Source organism: Pseudomonas sp. C9 (assembly GCF_002000165.1).
GTDB lineage: Bacteria > Pseudomonadota > Gammaproteobacteria > Pseudomonadales > Pseudomonadaceae > Aquipseudomonas.
On the sequence record NZ_MPAK01000002.1, the window covers coordinates 412,386 to 433,150 of the forward strand.

Consider the following 20,765-nt stretch of genomic DNA (forward strand, 5'->3'; position numbering starts at 1 on the left):
GCCGCGATGGCATAAGTCTTGCGCGCTTTCAAATACGCTTAGGGCTCGCAGGAGGCACGCCGTGTCGATTCATGTCGCATTGCACCACGTCACTCATTACCGCTATGACCGCGCTGTCGAGTTGGGGCCGCAGATCGTTCGCCTGCGCCCGGCCGCCCACAGTCGCACGCGGATACTGTCCTACGCGCTGAAAGTCTCGCCCGAGCAGCACTTCATCAACTGGCAACAAGACCCCCAGGGTAATTACCTGGCGCGGTTGGTGTTCCCGGAGAAAACCGATGAACTGCGGATCGAAGTCGATCTGCTCGCGGAAATGGCGGTCTTCAATCCGTTCGACTTCTTCCTTGAGCCCTACGCGGAAAAAATACCGTTTTCCTACGCCGCCGACGAGCGCAAAGAGCTGGCGCCGTACCTGGAAACCTTGCCCCTGACGCCGACGTTCAAAACCTACCTGGACGGCATTGACCGCACGCCGCTGCCCAGCGTGGATTTTCTGGTTGCGCTCAACCAGCGCCTGAGCGAAGACATTGGCTATCTGATTCGCATGGAGCCGGGCGTACAAACGCCCGAGCACACCCTCGAGCAGGCCTCCGGCTCCTGCCGCGACTCGGCATGGCTGCTGGTGCAACTGCTGCGTAACCTCGGCCTGGCGGCGCGTTTCGTCTCGGGCTATCTGATTCAACTCACCGCCGACGTCAAAAGCCTCGACGGTCCGTCAGGCACAGAAGTGGACTTCACCGACCTGCACGCCTGGTGTGAGGTGTACTTGCCCGGTGCCGGCTGGATCGGCCTGGATGCAACCTCAGGGCTGTTTGCCGGTGAAGGACACATTCCGTTGGCGTGCAGTCCTGATCCTGGCTCTGCAGCGCCGATCAGTGGCTTGGTCGAACCGTGCGAATGCGAGTTCACCCACGAAATGTCCGTTGAACGGATCTGGGAAGCGCCACGGGTCACAAAACCCTACACCGACGATCAATGGCAGGCGATCCAGGCATTGGGTCGGCAAATCGATGCCGACTTGTTGGAGGGTGACGTGCGCCTGACCATGGGCGGCGAGCCGACATTTGTGTCCATCGATGACCCGGACGGCGCCGAATGGAACACCGCTGCGCTGGGGCCGGACAAGCGTCGCCTGTCCGCCGAGCTGTTCCAGCGCATGCGCAAACATTACGCCCCCAAAGGCCTGGTGCATTTCGGTCAGGGTAAGTGGTACCCCGGCGAGCAACTGCCGCGCTGGTCGCTGAACTGCTATTGGCGCCGTGATGGCGTGCCGATCTGGCACAACGGTGCGTTGATTGCCGATGAACAGGAAGACTACGGCGCCGATGGCGCACTGGCCGGACGGTTTCTGGCAAGTGTGGCCGAGCGCTTGAAGATTCCCACACGCTATGTATTTGCGGCCTACGAAGACAATTTCTATTACCTCTGGCGTGAGGGCACGTTGCCGCAAAACGTCAGCGCCGGAGACTCACGACTGGAAGAACCGTTGGAGCGTGCGCGACTGCGTAAGGTCTTCAGCCAGGGCCTGGATAAAGTCATCGGTCATGTCCTGCCTTTGGCGCGCACTGCCAAGGGCGATCAATGGCAAAGCGGCCGCTGGTATTTGCGTGAGGAACATTGCCGATTGGTGCCAGGGGATTCGCCGCTGGGCTACCGCTTGCCACTCGGCTCGCAACCCTGGGTCAAAGCGGCGGAGTACCCGTTCATTCATCCCGCGGACCCGAATCAGGATTTCCCGGCGCTGCCCGACACCGCACAACTGCAAGGCCAGGGCACTGGCGCGGTCACCGAAGAGCGAGAACCAAAGATTGACGAGTCCGCCGACTGGCTGACCCGCACGGCCTTCTGCGCTGAGGCCCGGGAAGGGCGGTTGTACTTGTTCATGCCGCCGCTGGAACGGGTCGAGGATTACCTGGCGCTGGTCAGCGCCATCGAAGCTACCGCTGAAGAATTGCATTGCCCGGTGTTGCTGGAAGGCTATGAGCCGCCGAGCGATCCGCGCCTGAGCAATTTCCGGATCACCCCGGATCCCGGCGTGATCGAGGTCAACGTGCAACCGTCCGCGAACTGGGATGAATTGGTCGAACGCACCGAATTTTTGTACGAAGAAGCGCGCCAGACCCGATTGACCACCGAAAAATTCATGATCGATGGCCGGCACACGGGAACCGGTGGCGGTAACCATTTCGTGTTGGGCGGCGCGACCCCGGCGGACTCACCGTTCCTGCGCCGCCCCGATCTGCTGCGTAGCCTGATCAGCTACTGGCATAACCATCCGTCCCTGTCCTACCTGTTTTCCGGGTTATTCATCGGCCCGACGTCTCAGGCGCCGCGCGTCGATGAGGCGCGCAACGATGCGTTGTATGAGCTGGAAATCGCTTTCGCCCAGATGCCCGACCCCGGCGAGGAGTGCGCGCCGTGGTTGGTGGATCGGCTGCTGCGTAACCTGCTGATCGACGTGACCGGCAACACTCACCGGGCCGAATTCTGCATCGACAAACTCTATTCGCCGGACGGTGCTACCGGACGCCTCGGATTGCTGGAGTTGCGTGCCTTTGAAATGCCGCCGCATGCGCGCATGAGCCTGGCGCAGCAGTTGTTATTGCGGGCACTGGTGGCGCGGTTCTGGCGCGAGCCCTATGCGCCGCCGAAACTGGCGCGTTGGGGCACGGAGTTGCACGACCGTTTCCTGTTGCCGCACTTCATCGAACAGGATTTCGCCGATGTGATCGTTGATCTCAATGCGGCCGGTTACCCGGTGCGGGCCGAGTGGTTCGCCGCGCATCTGGAGTTCCGTTTTCCCAAGGTCGGCGATTACGCGGTCAGTGGCATTGAGCTGCAATTGCGTCAGGCGCTGGAGCCCTGGCATGTGCTGGGCGAGGAGGGGGCGGTCGGCGGCACGGTGCGCTATGTGGATTCGTCGCTGGAGCGCTTGCAAGTCAAGCTCACAGGGCTGGCGCCGCAACGTTATCTGCTGACCTGCAACGGCGTTGCGGTGCCGTTGCAACCCACGGGGCGGGTTGGCGAGTTTGTCGCCGGCGTGCGTTTTCGCGCCTGGCAACCGGCCAACTGCCTGCACCCAACCATCCCGGTCCATGCGCCGTTGGTGTTCGACCTGCTCGACACCTGGATGCAACGTTCACTGGGCGGCTGCCAGTACCACGTGGCCCATCCGGGTGGGCGCAACTACGACAGCCTGCCGGTGAACGCCAACGAGGCCGAGAGCCGGCGAATGGCGCGGTTTTTCCGCATCGGACACACGCCAGGGAAACTTCCTGTACCGAATGTGGAAATGAGCGACGAGCTGCCGATGACACTCGATTTGCGACGTTTCTAAACCGTACACGACGCTCGGACTTTTCGTATATCCGGGCGTCATGTGCCTGCGCTAGTCTGACCGTTCCTTGCTGTCTGCCGAGCTTTCCATGCCTGACCTGCTTGATCGCTACCCGCTGACAACGGGCACTTACCACGAACTGCTCGACGACAGCGGCGCCGTGCGCCCGCACTGGCGTCGGCTGCTCGACCAATTGCAACGCAGCACGCCTTCGCAATTGGTGCAGCGTCAGGCCTTGTTGACCCGCCAGATCCAGGAAAACGGCGTGACCTACAACGTCTACGCCGACCCCAAAGGCGCAGACCGGCCGTGGGAACTGGATCTGCTGCCACATGTGATCGCAGCGGATGAGTGGCGGCAGTTATCGGCGGGTATCGCCCAGCGGGCGCGTTTGCTCAATGCGGTGCTGGCGGACCTCTATGGCCCGCAGCGTTTGATTGCCGAAGGACTGCTGCCAGCGGAACTGGTGTTCGGACATAACAATTTCCTCTGGCCCTGTCAGGGCATTACGCCCCCGGACGGGGCTTTTTTGCATCTTTACGCAGTGGATCTGGCGCGCACACCCGATGGTCGCTGGTGGGTCACGGCGGACCGCACTCAAGCCCCGTCCGGCGCCGGTTATGCCCTGGAAAACCGCACCATCGTGTCCCGGGCCTTTCCCGAGTTGTACCGCGATTTGAAAGTGCAGCATCTGGCCGGGTTCTTCCGCACGCTTCAGGAAACGCTCGCCAGGCAGGCACCGAGTGATAACGACGCGCCGCTGATCGTGTTGCTCACGCCAGGGCGGTTCAACGAAAGTTATTTCGAACACCTTTATCTGGCGCGTCAGCTCGGTTATCCGTTGGTGGAGGGCGGCGACCTGACGGTGCGTGATGCCACGGTTTATCTGAAAACCCTGAGCGGCTTGCGCCGGGTTCACGCGATCATGCGCCGGCTCGACGATGACTTCTGCGACCCGCTGGAATTGCGCACTGATTCCGCACTGGGTGTACCGGGATTGCTCGAAGCCGTGCGGCAGGGACGGGTTTTGGTGGCCAACGCACTCGGCAGCGGTGTGCTGGAGTCGCCGGGACTGTTGGGCTTTCTACCGAAGATCAATCAATTCCTGTTCGGCGAAGAACTGATCCTGCCGTCCATCGCCACCTGGTGGTGCGGCGAGGCGCCGGTACTGGCCCAGGCGCTGGAAAAACTGTCGGAGTTGATGATCAAACCGGCCTTCCCGTCGCAAAGCTTCGCACCTGTATTTGGCGGCGATTTGAGTGAAAAACAGCGCGAAGCCCTGGCCGAACGCATGCAGGCACGTCCTTATGCCTATGTCGCGCAAGAAATGGCGCAGTTGTCCCAGGCGCCTGTCTGGCAAGCCGAGGACGGTCAATTGCAACCGCGAGCCATCGGCATGCGTGTTTACGCAGTGGCCAGCCGTGACGGCTACCGGGTTTTACCCGGCGGTCTGACCCGGGTTGCTGCCGAAGCGGATGCTGAAGTGGTGTCAATGCAGCGCGGTGGTGCGAGCAAGGACACGTGGGTATTGGGTGATCGTCCTCCCAGCGGCGAGCAATGGAAAACCCAACGCACCATTGGCGTCCATGATCTGGTGCGGCGAGACCCGTATCTGCCGTCGCGCGTGGTGGAAAACCTGTTCTGGTTTGGCCGCTATTGCGAACGTTGCGATGACAGTGCGCGACTGCTGCGGATCATGCTCGCACGCTACGTGGACGGCGATGATCCGCAAGCCTTGCAGGCGGCCGTTGACCTCGGTGAGCGGCTGAACCTGTTGCCCGATGAGGGCGAACTGCCGGAACGCCTGTTGGCGGCGTTGCTCGGTGAAGACTGGCCCTTCAGCCTGCGCTCCAATCTGCAACGCTTGCAGTGGGCCGCCTCGCAAGTGCGCGGCAAACTCTCGCGGGAAAACTGGCAGGCGCTGGTGGAGTTGCAGCGTGAGGCCATGGAGCTGGAAACCCGTGAGCCCGATTTCGGTGAGCTGCTGGATTTCCTCAATCGCCTGGTGATGTCGCTGGCAGCGCTTTCAGGTTTCGCGCTGGACGACATGACCCGGGACGAAGGCTGGCGTTTCCTGATGATCGGTCGGCGGATCGAGCGGTTGCAGTTTCTCAGTGGCAGCCTGGCGGCGTTTCTGCGCGGTGCCGGGGCTTTCGATCAGGCGGGCCTGGAATGGTTGTTGGAGTTGGGCAACAGCAGCATCACCTACCGTTCGCGGTACCTGGCGGTGGCGCAACTGCTGCCGGTGCTCGATCTGTTGCTGCTCGATGAGCAAAACCCTCACGCCGTGCTGTTCCAGTTGAAGCTGGTGACTCGAACCTTGAAACGTTTGAATGACGACTTTGGTGCCCCTCGTGAAGAAGGGTTGCCGCTGTTGGTGGAGCGACTGGCGCGGTTTGATCTGGGGTGTCTGGAGAATTCGTTGTTTGGCGAAACCAGTGTTCGTGCCGCGCTCGATGGTCTGGCCGATTTGCTGCAAGAAATCGCCGATGCCAGTGGGCAAGTGTCGGATCGCCTGGCGTTGCGCCATTTCGCCCATGTAGATGATGTCAGCCAGCGCACGGTGTCCGTCTGATGAGTGCCCATTACCAGATTTTCCACGACACCCATTATCACTACGACAGCCCGGTGTCGCTGGCCCAGCAGCTCGCGCATCTATGGCCGAGACCCTGTGCCTGGCAGCGCTGCACCGCCCAACAATTGCAGATCAGTCCTGACCCGACCGCGCGCCGGGATGAGCTGGATGTGTTTGGCAATCCGCTGACCCGGTTGGCGTTTGAGCGCCCGCATGATGAGTTGCTGGTCAATGCCAGTCTCACGGTCGAAGTCCTGGCCCGGCCAACGCTGGATTTCACTCAGTCACCCGCCTGGGAAGTTACCCGCGACGCGCTGACTTACAGCAGTCAGCCAATGTCGTCTGACCTGCTTGAAGCGTGCCGTTATCGATTCGAATCACCCTACGTGCATTTGAAGCGCAATTTCGTCGAGTTTTCCGAGAGCTGCTTTCCGGTTGGCCGACCACTGTTGCTGGGTGTACAGGCGCTGATGGAGAAAATATTCAGCGAATTCACTTTCGACGCCGAAGCGACCCAAGTGGCGACGCCGTTGGTGGAAGTGCTGGAGCGCCGGCGTGGCGTCTGTCAGGATTTCGCCCACCTGATGCTGGCGTGCGTGCGCTCCCGTGGGTTGGCCGCTCGCTACATCAGCGGTTATCTGCTGACACAACCGCCACCGGGCCAGCCTCGGCTGATCGGCGCCGATGCGTCGCATGCCTGGATCTCGGTGTTTTGCCCGGTACTGGGTTGGGTCGATTTTGACCCGACCAACAACATACAACCGGCGCTCGAACACATCACCTTGGCATGGGGCCGGGATTTCTCTGATGTTTCGCCGTTGCGTGGGGTGATTCTGGGCGGCGGCAATCATGACCCGGAAGTCCGCGTCACCGTGATGCCATTGGAGTAACAAAGATCCATAGATGTAGGAGCGGGCTTGCTCGCGAAGACGGAGTGTCAGTCGTTACTTATGTAGCTGATACACCGCCTTCGCGAGCAAGTCGGATCGCCGCATCGCCGCTCCCACAGGGAATATGCAGTGTTTTTTGGAGGGCATTTCAGAGGGGGACTGTGAGGGTCAGCAAAGTAACTGCTGACCCTGGACACAGATCCGGTGGGCCCGATCAGATCATCCGGCCCTGAGGGTCTCAGGCGTCGGGCGCCTGATCTTTCGGTGCTTCAGTTTCGTCTGTAGCCACGTCGCCTTCGGCATCGGGGTTCAGTGCTGCGGCGTCTTCTTCAGCTGTAGCTTTCTTGCGCTGAAGCTTTTCCTCTTTCTTCTGCTCCTTGGCCAAGTCTCTCTGACGTTTGGCGAAGGAATAATTAGGTTTAGCCATGGGCGATCCTCTGGGGTCGAAGGTGAGGTTGAGCGGCGCATATTCTGCCCTGTATCGGTGCCAAGCCGTTAGCTGGGTTTTTGATCGGTCCATTTTGGCGGGACCGACGGTTGCCAGGCGTCCAGTGCGTCGAGCAGGGTTTGCGGCGATTCGCTCGTTTGCAGCATGTCACGGTGTGGTGCGCGAACGAAGCCTTCGCCGACGATATGATCAAGAAAACCGGTCAATTTGCTGTAGAAACCGTTCACTTCGAGCAACCCCAACGGCTTGCCGTGGTAGCCGAGCTGGCCCCAGGTCCAGACTTCGAACAGTTCCTCCAGCGTGCCGAGACCGCCGGGCAGGGCGATAAACGCGTCGCTGAGTTCGGCCATCCGCGCCTTTCGCGCGTGCATGCCGTCGACCACTTCCAGGCGCGTCAGGCCGCTGTGGCCGATTTCCTTATCCTTGAGGCTTTGCGGGATGATCCCGATCACTTCGCCGCCGGCCGCCAATGCCGCATCGGCGACAATCCCCATCAGGCCGACGGCACCGCCGCCATACACCAGGGTCAGCTTGCGCTCGGCCAATGCTCGCCCCAGGACGGCAGCCGCTTCACGATAAGCCGGGTTGGTGCCGGTGCTGGCGCCGCAAAATACACAAACAGACTTCAAAGACATGTTTCTCTCCATGGTCAGGATGGCCACAGAGTAAAGGCACACACCTACCGTTCCAAGGTCTAAACTTCGCGTTTGGGAGTTTCGTAGGTACCGCTGGCGCCACAGGCATACGCGGCGAGCAAACTGCACAACAGGCTATTGAAGGACATGACCGGTGCTCCAGATGAGTGATGACGGCCTGATGATAGGGCCGTACCAGACACTTGGCTGGTAGATTGTGTCGATAGGTGTCATAGCCTGAAAGTTGTATACAATTTATGATTCAGGTCATAGGAACTTGCGAAGATTTCAGGCAGTCTTCTGTCCATTCGCACTTTTGTTAACCCTGCCTTGGAGATTCACCATGTTTGCCAAACTTGTTGCGGTATCCCTGCTGACACTGGCCAGCAGCCAATTGATGGCTGCAGAGTGCAAAGTCACCATCGATTCCACCGATCAAATGTCCTTCAATACCAAGGCTGTTGAAATCGACAAGAGCTGCAAAACGTTCACTGTCGAACTGACTCACTCCGGCAGCCTGCCGAAGAACGTCATGGGCCATAACTGGGTGCTGAGCAAAGAGGCTGACATGCAGCCGATTGCCACCGACGGCTTGTCGGCCGGCATCGACAAGAACTACCTGAAGGAAGGTGACGCACGTGTTATCGCTCACACCAAAGTCATCGGCGCCAAGGAAACCGATTCGGTGACTTTTGACGTATCGAAGCTGGATGCAGCCGAAAAATACGGCTTCTTCTGCTCGTTCCCGGGCCACATCTCGATGATGAAAGGCACTGTGACCCTGAAGTAATCAGACACACCGCGTCATCGTTCTTCGCGGGCAAGCCCGCTCCCACAGTATTTTGTGTCGATCACAAAACCTGTGGGAGCGGGCTTGCCCGCGAAGGGGCCATAAGCATCGACGCATGTCCAGGCCAAAGAAAAGCCCGCTGAGGTTCAACACCTCAGCGGGCTTTTTCATTCATTCACCCATCAAGGCGCAAACGGCATCACGCGCTTGTGGTGAGTCTTTTTGTACGTGTCACAAATGATCTTGAACGCTTCCTCACGCACCGGCTCTCCGTGCAGGAATGCGTCGATTTCGGCGTAGGTCACGCCGTGCGACGCTTCGTCCGGTTTGCCCGGCGAGAGGTCTTCCAGATCGGCTGTCGGGATTTTTTCCACCAGCGATTCCGGTGCGCCGAAACTGCGGGCGATATTGCGGACTTGATTTTTAACCAGGCCGCTGAGTGGCGCCAGGTCGCAGGCGCCATCGCCGAACTTGGTGAAAAAACCCATCACGGCTTCTGCTGCGTGGTCGGTGCCGATCACCAGGCCGTGGGCTGCGCCCGCGATGGTGTACTGAGCGACCATGCGCATCCGCGCCTTGGTGTTGCCGAGCACGAAATCCACCGAGACCGCGTGCTTGCCTTCGAAGGCGGCGACTTCGTTGGCCAGCGATTTGACTGCGGGGCCGATGTTCACGGTGTGGCGCTCGTCCGGGGCAATGAAATCCACTGAGGCCTGAGCGTCATGTTCATCGAACTGAGTCTCGTACGGCAGGCGCACGGCGATGAATTTGTAGCCCTTGTCGCCGGTGCGCTCACGCAATTCACGCATGGCTCGTTGGGCCAACAGGCCGGCGGTCAGGGAATCGACGCCACCGCTGATGCCCAGCACCAGGGTCTTGAGACCGGAATTGACCAGGCAATCCTGAATGAAACTGACCCGCCGGGCGACTTCTGCCTCAAGGGCGGCCTCGTCGGCAAATGGCGGTTGAACCTTGAGCTGCTCAGCAATCTCACGCTGTACGGCTTGCATGAATTCACTCCTTGCTTGATGTGCTGGATAGGGCGGCAGGTACTTTGAACACGTGTCGCAAATAGGCGACAAAATTCGGGTCTTTGCAGTGAGTCTTGCCAGGCTCATCGGAAATTTTCGCGACGGGCTGGCCGTTGCAGGCTGCCATTTTAAGCACGATGCTCATGGGTTCGACACCTGGAATATCACACGTCAGGTTAGTGCCGATCCCAAAGCTGACATGGATCCGACCACGCAGCGCGCGGAATATCTCCAGCGCCTTGGGCAGTGTCAGGCTGTCGGAGAATGTCAGCGTCTTGCTCATCGGGTCGATGCCGAGCTTGTGATAATGGGCGATGGCTTTTTCGGCCCATAGCACCGGATCACCCGAGTCGTGGCGTAGGCCATCGAAGAGCTTGGCGAAAAACAGATCGAAGTCGCCGAGGAAGGCATCCATGGTGATGCAATCGGTCAGGGCGATACCGAGCAGGCCGCGGTACTCGCGTACCCAGCAATCGAGCGCGGCAATCTGGCTGTCGATCAGTCGTGGGCCGAGTTGTTGATGGGCCATGATCCACTCGTGGGCCATAGTGCCCAGCGGTTTCATGTCCAGCTCCCTGGACAGGTGCACGTTGCTGGTACCGACGAAGCGTCCGGGGAAATCGTGCTTGAGCACGTTCACCACTTCCTCCTGCACGCGGTATGAAAAGCGGCGGCGCGTGCCGAAATCGGCGACCTGCAACTCGGACAGTTCGTCGCTGCTGGCGTTGGCGGTCAGCCAGTCGAACTTGCGATAGAGTTGTTCGCGTGCCTGTTCCAGGACTATTTCCCGGTAGCGATAGCGGTTGCGCACTTCGCTGACAATCGCCAGCAGCGGCACTTCGAACAGGATTACGTGCAACCACGGCCCGCGCAGACGGATGAACAGTTCGTCGTTTTCAATGCCGGTGTGGATGTAACGCAGGTTGAAGCGAAACAATCCGAGAAACCGCAGGAAATCCGGTTTCAGGAAGCTGATTCGCTCCAGAAAACTCAATTGATCAGGGCTCAGGCTCAACTCGGCCAGGCGCTCGATCTGAAAACGGATCTCCGCCAGGTACGGGCGCAAATCTTCACTGTTGCGGCAACGAAACTCCCATTCGACTTCGACGTTCGGGTAGTTGTGCAGCACGGCCTGCATCATCGTCAGTTTGTAGAAGTCGGTGTCGAGCAGGTTCTGCACGATGCGATCGCCAAACACGCTCTCGCTCATAACGGGTTCTCCGCATTGAATAGGGGTAGTGGCGCATATCGGTGGTGGGTATTGCCAGCAATTTCTGTGTCAGTCGGGGGAGGTGGGGTTGTCGATTTGCTCCAGCATCCATTTCACAAAATCGCGCACCTTGGGCACTTCTGCCGAATGCTCGGGATACGCCAGGTAATAGGCATCCGTGCTGGGCATTGCATGCTGCCAGGGAATGACCAGTTTGCCGTCGGCCAATTCCTCTTCCACCAGAAACCGTGGCAACAGTGCCACGCCGCAGCCGACTTGCGCTGCACGGATGCACATATAAAAGGTTTCAAAACGCGGGCCGTGGTAGCTGTGCTCGGTGTGGTAGCCCTGACTGTCGAACCAGTCGTGCCACGCCTGGGGGCGGGAGGCGTTTTGCAGCAGGACCAGGTCGGTGAGTTGCGTCGGATCGGTGAACGGCGTGTCCGGCAGGCTGCCCGGTGCGCAGACCGGCACCAGTTCCTCGCCAAACAGCTTCAGGCATTCAGTGCCGGGCCGTGAACCCTGGCCGAAGTAAAACGCCAGGTCGCTGCGACCTTGCAGCAAATCGTCGGCTTCCTGCTCGCTGCACAGGTCCAGATGGATCGACGGATGGCGCAGGCGCCAGCCTTTCAGGCGTGGGACCAGCCAGCGCGCACCGAAGGTCGGTGGGGTCGAGACGCGCAAGACTTCGGTTTCACCGCCGTAGGAGCGCAGGTAATGGGTCGACATTTCGACCTGGGTGAGGATTTTTCGTACTTCCACCAGGTACAAATCACCGGCCGGGGTCATTTGCAGGCGTCGGCGCACACGACGGAACAACAAGTGCTGCAACAATTCTTCGAGTTGCGCGACCTGTTTACTGACGGCGCTCTGGGTCAGGTTCAGCTCTTCGGCGGCGCGTGTGAAGCTCAAATGCCGGGTCACGGCCTCGAAACACTGCAGTGCTGTGATCGACGGCAGGTAGCGTTTATTCAGCATGGGTAGTCCTTTTTCTTGTTTCTTACTGACCAGCAATTCGCAGCATGAATAAACGGAATGATATCTCTCTTAAAGGTCGTTTGTTGGGTAGCCTTCGGGAAGCTAAAACTACAGGTCTGATCAGCCGTGATTATTCCGGCTGCACCCTTTGTGTTTTTCGCTTGAGGAGTGACCCATGGTTGCCGCATTGCTTGATCGTCTTGGTGTGAACCCGGCCCTGTACCAGAACGGCAAAGTGCCGGTGCATTCGCCGATTGATGGCAGCCAGATTGCCGCCGTGAACTGGGAAGGCGCCGCTGAAGTCGAGCAGCACATCAGTCGTGCCGATCATGCGTTCGAATTGTGGCGCAAGGTCCCGGCGCCGCGCCGTGGCGAACTGGTGCGCCAACTGGGCGACATTCTGCGTGAATATAAGGCTGACCTCGGTGAGTTGGTCTCCTGGGAAGCTGGCAAGATTACTCAGGAAGGCCTGGGTGAAGTTCAGGAAATGATCGACATCTGCGATTTCGCGGTCGGTCTGTCCCGTCAGTTGTACGGTTTGACTATTGCGTCCGAGCGTCCTGGCCACCACATGCGCGAAACCTGGCACCCGCTGGGCGTCGTCGGCGTGATCAGTGCGTTCAACTTCCCGGTCGCGGTCTGGGCCTGGAACACCACGCTGGCGCTGGTCTGCGGCAACCCGGTGATCTGGAAACCTTCGGAAAAAACCCCGCTGACCGCGCTGGCCTGCCAGGCGCTGTTCGATCGCGTACTGAAAAATTTCAGCGACGCGCCACCCCACTTGAGCCAAGTGATCATTGGCGGTCGTGATGCCGGCGAAGCGCTGGTTGATGACCCGCGTGTCGCGCTGATCAGCGCCACCGGCAGCACCCGCATGGGGCGCGAAGTGGCGCCGAAAATTGCCGCGCGTTTTGCTCGCAGCATTCTGGAACTGGGCGGCAACAACGCGATGATCCTCGGCCCAAGCGCCGACCTGGACATGGCCGTTCGCGCCATCCTGTTCAGCGCCGTCGGTACCGCCGGTCAGCGTTGCACCACCCTGCGTCGTTTGATCGCGCACGAATCGGTGAAGGAAGAGATCGTCACTCGCCTCAAGGCGGCGTACTCCAAAGTGCGCATCGGCCATCCACTGGAAGGCAATCTGATCGGCCCGTTGATCGATAAACACAGCTTCGACAGCATGCAGGACGCGCTGGAGCAGGCCTTGAGCGAAGGCGGCCGTGTGTTTGGCGGCAAGCGCCAACTGGAAGACAAATTCCCGAATGCCTACTACGTTGCACCGGCCATTGTTGAAATGCCGGAGCAAAGTGACGTCGTGTGCCATGAAACCTTTGCACCGATTCTGTACGTGATCGGTTACAACGATTTCAACGAAGCCTTGCGCTTGAACAATGCCGTGCCACAGGGCCTGTCGTCCTGCATCTTCACCACCGACGTGCGTGAAGCCGAGCAATTCATGTCGGCGGTGGGCAGCGATTGCGGGATTGCCAACGTCAACATCGGCCCGAGCGGCGCAGAAATCGGTGGCGCGTTTGGTGGCGAAAAAGAAACTGGCGGTGGTCGTGAGTCGGGCTCCGACGCATGGCGCGGCTACATGCGCCGTCAGACCAACACTGTGAACTACTCGCTGGAGTTGCCGTTGGCACAGGGCATCACGTTCGACTAAGCGCAGCTTTTGAGCTCATGTTGATCGTTCCCACGCTCTGCGTGGGAATGCCTCAATGGACACTCTGCGTCCGCTCTTGGGACGCGGAGCGTCCCGGGCTGCATTCCCACGCCGAGCGTGGGAACGATCGGGTTGGTTAGGTTTCTGTTGGAGTCTGGCAATGCCGTTACGCGAAGAGTGTCTGTGGGAAAAACTGACGCCGCAAAGGCCCGACAACGCGGCGCTCAAGGGTGAAGTAACAGTCGATGTCTGCGTCATCGGTGCCGGTTTCACCGGTCTGTCGGCGGCGGTGCATCTGCTGGAACAAGGTAAATCGGTTTGTGTGCTGGAAGCGCATCGCGCCGGCCACGGTGGCTCGGGGCGCAATGTCGGCCTGGTCAACGCTGGCATGTGGATTCCACCGGACGACATCGAAGCCGGGTTCGGCGAAGCGGTGGGCAGTCAGCTCAATCGCATGCTTGGCGCGGCACCTGCCCTGGTGTTCAGCCTTGTGGACAAATACAACATCGATTGCCAGTTACGCCGCGAAGGCACGCTGCACATGGCGCACAACGCCCGTGGCGAAGCGGATTTGCGCAGTCGTGAAGAACAATGGAAACGTCGCGGGGCGCCCGTCGAACTATTGACGGGCCAAGCCTGCGAGCAGGCGACGGGCACTAAAAAAATCGCTGCCGCACTGCTTGATCGCCGTGCTGGCACCCTCAACCCGATGGCCTACACCACCGGACTGGCCAAGGCGGCCATTGGCCTCGGTGGCCAATTGTTCGACCATTCTCCGGTCACCCGACTAGAACGTCAGGGCCAGCGTTGGTCGGTGCAAACCGCCCAGGGTTCGGTCATGGCCGAGAAAGTCGTGATCGCCTCCAACGCCTACACCGAAGGCGACTGGACTGAACTGCGGCGCAATTTCTTTCCCGGTTACTACTATCAAGTGGCCTCGGTCCCGCTGACCGAAGACGCCGCGCAACAGATTCTGCCCGGCGGCCAGGGCTCCTGGGACACCCGCCAGGTACTCAGCAGCATTCGTCGTGACAAAGACGGGCGCCTGTTGCTCGGCAGCCTCGGCAATGGCAACCAGAAACCCGCCTGGTTCCTGAAAGCCTGGGCCGATCGTGTTCAGCAACACTATTTTCCCTACCTTAAACCGGTGGAGTGGGAATGCACCTGGACCGGTTGCATCGCCTTCACGCCGGATCATTTGATGCGCCTGTTCGAGCCGGCGCCCGGTTTAGTGGCAGTCACCGGTTACAACGGTCGGGGCGTGACGACAGGTACGGTCGTCGGCAAAGCCTTTGCCGATTACTTGTGTAACGGAAATCCTCACGCTTTGCCGATTCCCTTCGCGCCCATGCAGCCATTGGCCGGGGTCGGATTGCGCAGTTGTCTATACGAGGCGGGGTTCTCGCTGTATCACGCAGGCCAGTGCTTGCGGATCGTTATCTGATTGTTGAAATTTGTTGCTGAAAGCGGCGCTTTTCGGCTTTGCGTCTAGCCTGTAATGGTGCGGGTTGTAGCAGTCCCGCACCAGCAGTGTGCACTTCGGTGACGCACGTTGTTACAGGCTGGTTGCACGTCGTTTGACGCCGCGGTTGCAATGATGGCGCATGCGGGTTGCGCCTTTAAAAATAAATGGTTTCACCTTCCGCGGTTTAGACGGTTGCACGCCCAATGAAAATGGGAACAAAACAGTCGTAAAAACAATAATGCAGCGACTTTTTTCAGAATAAAAAACCGATGGCACGGCCCTTGCTCTGAGCATTCAGTGAAGTCGCAGTGCCAACTAAAAAAAACCTTGGAGCACCACCTCATGTCCCAGACGTTTTACAAGAAAGGCTTTCTGGCCCTCGCAGTGGCAGCTGCGTTGGGTGTTTCTGCGTTTGCTCAAGCTGATGTGAAAATCGGTGTGGCGGGCCCGATGACAGGCGCCAACGCGGCATTTGGCTTGCAGTACATGAAGGGTGCACAGGCTGCAGCCGACGCGGTCAACGCGGCGGGCGGCGTTAACGGGGAAAAAATCGTACTTATCAAGGGCGATGACGCCTGCGAACCGAAACAGGCTGTGACGGTCGCCAAGGACCTGACCAACCAGAAGGTCGCTGGCGTGGTCGGTCACTTCTGCTCCTCGTCGACGATCCCGGCCTCCGAGATCTACGACGAAGCGGGCATCATCGTAATGACTCCAGGTTCCACCAACCCGGCCGTTACCGAGCGCGGCCTGAGCGCCATGTTCCGTATGTGCGGGCGTGACGACCAGCAAGGCATCGTGGCCGGCGACTACATCGTCGACGTGCTCAAGGGCAAGAAAGTTGCCGTGCTGCACGACAAGGACACCTACGGCCAAGGCCTGGCTGACGCCACCAAGGCTCAACTGGTCAAGCGCGGCGTAACGCCAGTGCTGTATGAAGGCCTGACACGTGGCGAGAAAGACTTCAGCGCCGTGGTCACCAAGATCCGTGCGGCCGGTGCCGACGTGGTCTACTTCGGCGGCTTGCACCCAGAAGCCGGTCCCTTGGTTAAACAACTGCGTACCGAAGGCCTGAAAGACGTGAAATTCATGTCCGATGACGGCATCGTGACCGACGAACTGGTGACCACCGCTGGCGGCCCACAATACGTCGATGGCGTGCTGATGACCTTCGGCGCCGACCCACGCCTGCTGCCAGACAGCAAGACCGTGGTAGACGCATTCCGCAAGGCCGGCACCGAGCCTGAAGGCTACACCCTCTACGCTTACGCAACGGTCCAGGCCCTGGCCGCTGGCTTCAATGGCGCCAAGTCCAACAAGGGCGAAGAAGCCGCTGCTTGGCTGAAAAAGAACCCGGTCAAAACCGTGATGGGCGAGAAGACCTGGGACGCCAAAGGCGACCTGAAAGTCTCCGACTACGTGGTTTACCAGTGGGACAAGGACGGCAAATACCATCAGCTGGAAAAACAGAAGTAAGGGCTGACCCAATCGGCTGACCCCACAGTTTCCCTGTAGGCGCGAGCCCGCTCGCGATGACGGACTGACAGGCAACACATTTGTTGAATGTTGAACCGCAATCGCGATCAGGCTCGCTCCTGCAGGGAGCGGTGGTGTCGGCTGATCGTGGCTGACATTGCTCCGACGTAAATCTGTATTTTCCTTAGAAGAGCCGCACACCCACAGGTGTACAGGTTCTCATTGCGTGAGATTGCGTTATGGATGGTATTTTCCTGCAGCAACTGGTCAACGGCCTGACCCTCGGGTCGGTCTATGGCCTGATCGCCATCGGCTACACAATGGTCTATGGCATCATCGGCATGATCAACTTCGCCCACGGCGAGGTTTACATGATTTCCGCTTACCTCGCGGCAATCAGTCTGGCTCTGCTGGCTTACTTCGGTATCGAATCCTTCCCTCTGCTGATGCTCGGCACACTGATCTTCACCATCGTCGTTACAGCGGTGTATGGCTGGGTCATCGAGCGAGTCGCTTACAAACCGCTGCGTAACTCCACCCGACTGGCACCGCTGATCAGCGCCATCGGTATTTCCCTGATTCTGCAAAACTATGCACAGATCGCTCAGGGCGCCCGCCAACAAGGCGTTCCGACACTGCTGACCGGTGCATGGCGAGTTGATGTCGGGACTGGTTTCGTCCAGCTCACCTACACCAAGATCTTCATTCTGGTCGCCGCGTTTGTCGGGATGGGCCTGCTGACCTACATCATCAAGTACACCAAGCTCGGCCGTATGTGCCGCGCGACCCAGCAAGACCGCAAGATGGCCTCAATCCTGGGGATCAACACCGACCGCGTCATTTCCTACGTGTTCATCATCGGTGCAGCGATGGCGGCCCTGGCCGGCGTGCTGATCACCATGAACTACGGCACGTTCGACTTCTACGCAGGTTTCGTCATCGGCATCAAAGCGTTCACCGCAGCGGTACTGGGCGGGATCGGCTCGCTGCCGGGTGCGATGCTTGGCGGGATCATTCTGGGGATCTCCGAGTCGCTGTTTTCCGGTCTGGTCAACTCCGACTACAAAGACGTTTTCAGCTTCTCGCTGCTTGTTCTCGTTCTGGTCTTTCGGCCTCAAGGCCTGCTCGGCCGTCCTCTTGTGTCGAAGGTGTAAGCGATGTCTTCAACCACTAAAAAAACCATTGATATCAAAAGAAGCCTGGTTGACGCGATTCTTGCCGGCCTTGTAGCGCTCATCGTGTTTGGTCCGATTGTTGGCATTGTCCTCGACGGCTATGGCTTCAACCTGCAACCAACACGCGTGGCGTGGATTGTCGCCATCGTCATGGCTGGTCGCTTTGCTTTGAGCCTGTTCCTGCAAACACCCAAGGGTTTGAGAATTCTCGAAGGGTTTGAAACCACGGGCTCCGGGGTTCATGTACTGCCACCCGATTACAAATCACGGTTGCGCTGGATCATCCCGCTGATGGTCGTCATTGCCGTGGTGTTTCCGTTTTTCTCCAACTCCTACCTGCTGGGCGTGGTCATCCTCGGGTTGATCTACGTGTTGCTCGGTCTGGGGCTGAACATCGTGGTCGGCCTGGCCGGCCTGCTCGACCTGGGTTACGTGGCGTTCTACGCCATCGGTGCCTACGGTTTGGCGCTCGGTTACCAGTACCTCGGCCTGGGCTTCTGGACGGTGCTGCCACTGGCGGCAATTACGGCAGGTCTTGCCGGTTGCATCCTGGGCTTCCCGGTGTTGCGTCTGCACGGTGACTACCTGGCAATCGTGACGTTGGGCTTCGGTGAAATCATCCGCTTGATCCTCAACAACTGGCTGTCGCTGACCGGTGGCCCGAACGGCATGCCGGCGCCGCTGCCGACGTTCTTCGGTCTGGAGTTCGGCAAACGGGCGAAAGACGGCGGGGTACCATTCCACGAGTTCTTCGGCATCGCCTACAACCCTGACGTGAAGTACTACTTCATCTACGCGGTGTTGTTCATGGTCGTGCTGGCCGTGTTGTACATCAAGCACCGCTTGACCCGTATGCCGGTCGGCCGCGCCTGGGAAGCCCTGCGTGAAGACGAAATCGCCTGCCGCTCCATGGGCCTGAACCACGTGCTGGTGAAGCTCTCGGCCTTCACCATCGGCGCATCGACGGCCGGTCTGGCCGGTGTGTTCTTCGCCACCTACCAGGGTTTCGTCAACCCGACTTCATTCACCTTCTTCGAATCGGCCCTGATCCTCGCCATTGTGGTACTGGGCGGTATGGGTTCGACCATCGGCGTGGTGATTGCAGCCTTCGTGCTGACCGTCGCCCCGGAACTGCTGCGTGGTTTCGCGGAGTATCGCGTGCTGCTGTTCGGCATCCTGATGGTGTTGATGATGATCTGGCGACCGCGCGGCCTGATCCGGATCAGCCGTACCGGTGTGACCCCGCGTAAAGGAGTAGCGCCATGAGCGAAGTCGTACTCTCGGTCGAGAAGCTGATGATGCACTTTGGCGGCATCAAGGCGCTGAACGATGTCAGCCTGAAGGTGCACCGCAACTCGATCTTCGCCCTGATCGGCCCCAACGGCGCCGGCAAAACCACCGTGTTCAACTGCCTGACCGGTTTCTACAAGGCCTCCGGCGGCAAGATCGAACTCAACGTGCGTGGGCAACAGACCAACGTCATCAAATTGCTCGGCGAATCATTCAAACCGACGGATTTCGTCTCACCTAGATCGTTTGCCAGTCGGCTGTTCTACAAGGCGTTCGGCGGCACCCACTTGGTGAACCGTGCCGGTCTGGCGCGGACCTTCCAGAACATTCGCCTGTTCAAGGAAATGTCGGTGCTGGAAAACCTGCTGGTGGCCCAGCACATGTGGGTCAACCGCAGCATGCTGGCCGGCATCCTCAATACCAAGGGCTACCGCAAGGCTGAAAGCGATGCGCTGGACCACGCCTTCTACTGGCTGGAAGTGGTGGATCTGGTGGATTGCGCCAACCGTCTGGCCGGTGAACTGTCGTACGGTCAGCAACGTCGCCTGGAAATTGCCCGGGCCATGTGCACCCGTCCGCAAATTATCTGCCTCGACGAACCGGCCGCCGGCCTCAACCCTCAGGAAACCGAAGCGCTGAGCGCGATGATCCGGCTGCTGCGTGACGAGCACGATCTGACCGTGGTGCTGATTGAACACGACATGGGCATGGTGATGAGTATTTCCGACCACATCGTGGTGCTGGACCACGGTGTCGTGATCGCCGAGGGCGGTCCCGACGCGATCCGTAATGATCCGAAAGTGATTGCGGCCTATCTGGGCGCCGACGAAGAGGAAGTGGCATGACGCAACCCATCCTCGAACTCAAGGAACTGGACGTGTTTTACGGGCCGATCCAGGCCCTGAAAAAAGTCTCGCTGCATATCAATGAAGGTGAAACGGTCAGCCTGATTGGCTCCAACGGTGCCGGCAAGTCGACGCTGCTGATGTCGATCTTCGGCCAGCCGCGGGCGGCTGACGGGCAGATCGTCTACCAGGGCGTGGACATTACCCACAAGTCGTCCCACTACATTGCGTCGAACGGCATCGCTCAATCGCCGGAAGGCCGGCGAGTATTCCCCGACATGACCGTCGAGGAAAACCTGCTGATGGGCACCATCCCGATCGGTGACAAGTACGCCAAGGAAGACATGCAACGCATGTTCGAGTTGTTTCCGCGACTCGAAGAGCGGCGCACTCAGCGGGCGATGACCATGTCTGGCGGCGAGCAGCAAATGCTCGCCATCGCGCGCGCATTGATGAGTCGGCCGAAACTGCTGTTGCTCGACGAGCCAAGCCTGGGGTTGGCGCCGATTGTGGTGAAACAGATCTTCGCCACCCTTCGGGAACTGGCCAAAACCGGCATGACGATCTTCCTGGTCGAGCAGAACGCCAACCATGCGCTTCGGTTGTCAGACCGGGCGTACGTGATGGTCAACGGTGAGATTCGCATGACCGGCACCGGCAAGGAGCTGCTGGTTAACGAGGATGTGCGTAACGCCTACCTCGGCGGTCACTGAGTCTGCGTGGTTATGCACAAGCCCTGGCGAGCAATCGCCGGGGCTTTTTTATGTTGGAAAGAGCTGATTTTTAAGTGTTCAGGCGCTGGGTCGCGCAAATCTGATATTAGACAGTCCAACTGTAAATTGTAACTAATTTAATTTAGCGCTAGTTGGTGTTTTATATATCAATGCTAGTGGTTTATTCGGAGTGTGATTATCATGTTCTGAAAATAGACATTGACACTATGCGAAACCGTCT

At 59.2% G+C, this 20,765-nt stretch carries 16 protein-coding genes; 11 read left to right on the plus strand and 5 right to left on the minus strand.

The genetic code is table 11. The features are described 5' to 3' along the window. Nucleotides 1–61 precede the first annotated feature (61 nt). The 3 genes from BMS17_RS28770 (at nt 62) to BMS17_RS28780 (ending at nt 6,802) form a co-directional block, all read left to right on the plus strand. Nucleotides 62–3,337, plus strand: a complete 3,276-nt coding sequence (locus tag BMS17_RS28770) for a DUF2126 domain-containing protein (protein WP_046028425.1) — start codon at nt 62–64, stop codon at nt 3,335–3,337. Between the two features lie 88 nt (nt 3,338–3,425). Beyond that, complete coding sequence (locus BMS17_RS28775; protein WP_077432376.1) at nt 3,426–5,912, plus strand: circularly permuted type 2 ATP-grasp protein; 2,487 nt, start codon at nt 3,426–3,428, stop codon at nt 5,910–5,912. Next, nucleotides 5,912–6,802 (plus strand): transglutaminase family protein, encoded by an 891-nt coding sequence (locus BMS17_RS28780; RefSeq protein WP_046028428.1) that lies wholly within the window; start codon nt 5,912–5,914, stop codon nt 6,800–6,802. Before BMS17_RS28775 ends, BMS17_RS28780 begins: the two co-directional genes overlap by 1 nt. Before the next feature lie 238 nt (nt 6,803–7,040). Here the strand turns inward: BMS17_RS28780 and BMS17_RS28785 are convergent, their stop codons facing one another. Next, nucleotides 7,041–7,229: a hypothetical protein gene (locus BMS17_RS28785; protein ID WP_046028429.1), complete on the minus strand. Its 189-nt coding sequence runs from the start codon at nt 7,227–7,229 to the stop codon at nt 7,041–7,043. A 68-nt stretch (nt 7,230–7,297) separates the two neighbouring features. Then, nucleotides 7,298–7,885, minus strand: a complete 588-nt coding sequence (locus tag BMS17_RS28790; protein ID WP_046028430.1) for a TIGR00730 family Rossman fold protein — start codon at nt 7,883–7,885, stop codon at nt 7,298–7,300. A gap of 343 nt (nt 7,886–8,228) precedes the next feature. Here BMS17_RS28790 and azu point away from each other — a divergent pair, with 343 nt between their 5' ends. Beyond that, nucleotides 8,229–8,675 (plus strand): azurin, encoded by a 447-nt coding sequence (gene azu, locus BMS17_RS28795; protein ID WP_046028431.1) that lies wholly within the window; start codon nt 8,229–8,231, stop codon nt 8,673–8,675. A gap of 182 nt (nt 8,676–8,857) precedes the next feature. Here the strand turns inward: azu and nadE are convergent, their stop codons facing one another. The 3 genes from nadE to BMS17_RS28810 form a co-directional block, all read right to left on the minus strand. Beyond that, nucleotides 8,858–9,685 carry an ammonia-dependent NAD(+) synthetase gene (gene nadE, locus BMS17_RS28800; protein WP_077432378.1) on the minus strand — a complete coding sequence of 276 codons (828 nt, stop codon included), beginning with the start codon at nt 9,683–9,685 and terminating at the stop codon, nt 8,858–8,860. A 4-nt stretch (nt 9,686–9,689) separates the two neighbouring features. Further along, entirely contained in the window at nt 9,690–10,916 is a 1,227-nt protein-coding gene (gene pncB / locus BMS17_RS28805; RefSeq protein ID WP_046028433.1) for a nicotinate phosphoribosyltransferase, read from the minus strand. Between the two features lie 69 nt (nt 10,917–10,985). Further along, the gene (locus tag BMS17_RS28810; protein WP_046028434.1) at nt 10,986–11,894 is read right to left on the minus strand and encodes a LysR family transcriptional regulator; all 909 of its coding nucleotides are present in this window, start codon (nt 11,892–11,894) and stop codon (nt 10,986–10,988) included. A 175-nt stretch (nt 11,895–12,069) separates the two neighbouring features. On the opposite strand from BMS17_RS28810, the gene BMS17_RS28815 reads away from it, so the two are divergent. The 7 genes from BMS17_RS28815 (at nt 12,070) to BMS17_RS28845 (ending at nt 20,524) form a co-directional block, all read left to right on the plus strand. After that, nucleotides 12,070–13,560: an aldehyde dehydrogenase family protein gene (locus BMS17_RS28815; protein WP_046028435.1), complete on the plus strand. Its 1,491-nt coding sequence runs from the start codon at nt 12,070–12,072 to the stop codon at nt 13,558–13,560. Between the two features lie 160 nt (nt 13,561–13,720). Beyond that, the gene (locus BMS17_RS28820) at nt 13,721–15,004 is read left to right on the plus strand and encodes an FAD-binding oxidoreductase (protein ID WP_077432380.1); all 1,284 of its coding nucleotides are present in this window, start codon (nt 13,721–13,723) and stop codon (nt 15,002–15,004) included. Nucleotides 15,005–15,367: 363 nt separating this feature from the next. Next, on the plus strand, nt 15,368–16,501 hold the full coding sequence (locus BMS17_RS28825) for a branched-chain amino acid ABC transporter substrate-binding protein (RefSeq protein ID WP_046028437.1): 1,134 nt from the start codon (nt 15,368–15,370) through the stop codon (nt 16,499–16,501). Between the two features lie 239 nt (nt 16,502–16,740). Then, nucleotides 16,741–17,655 carry a branched-chain amino acid ABC transporter permease gene (locus BMS17_RS28830; RefSeq protein WP_046028438.1) on the plus strand — a complete coding sequence of 305 codons (915 nt, stop codon included), beginning with the start codon at nt 16,741–16,743 and terminating at the stop codon, nt 17,653–17,655. 3 nt (nt 17,656–17,658) lie between these two features. Beyond that, on the plus strand, nt 17,659–18,942 hold the full coding sequence (livM, locus tag BMS17_RS28835) for a high-affinity branched-chain amino acid ABC transporter permease LivM (protein ID WP_046028439.1): 1,284 nt from the start codon (nt 17,659–17,661) through the stop codon (nt 18,940–18,942). Then, entirely contained in the window at nt 18,939–19,811 is an 873-nt protein-coding gene (locus BMS17_RS28840) for an ABC transporter ATP-binding protein (protein ID WP_046028440.1), read from the plus strand. Before livM ends, BMS17_RS28840 begins: the two co-directional genes overlap by 4 nt. Beyond that, the gene (locus BMS17_RS28845) at nt 19,808–20,524 is read left to right on the plus strand and encodes an ABC transporter ATP-binding protein (protein ID WP_046028441.1); all 717 of its coding nucleotides are present in this window, start codon (nt 19,808–19,810) and stop codon (nt 20,522–20,524) included. Before BMS17_RS28840 ends, BMS17_RS28845 begins: the two co-directional genes overlap by 4 nt. Nucleotides 20,525–20,765 lie beyond the last annotated feature (241 nt).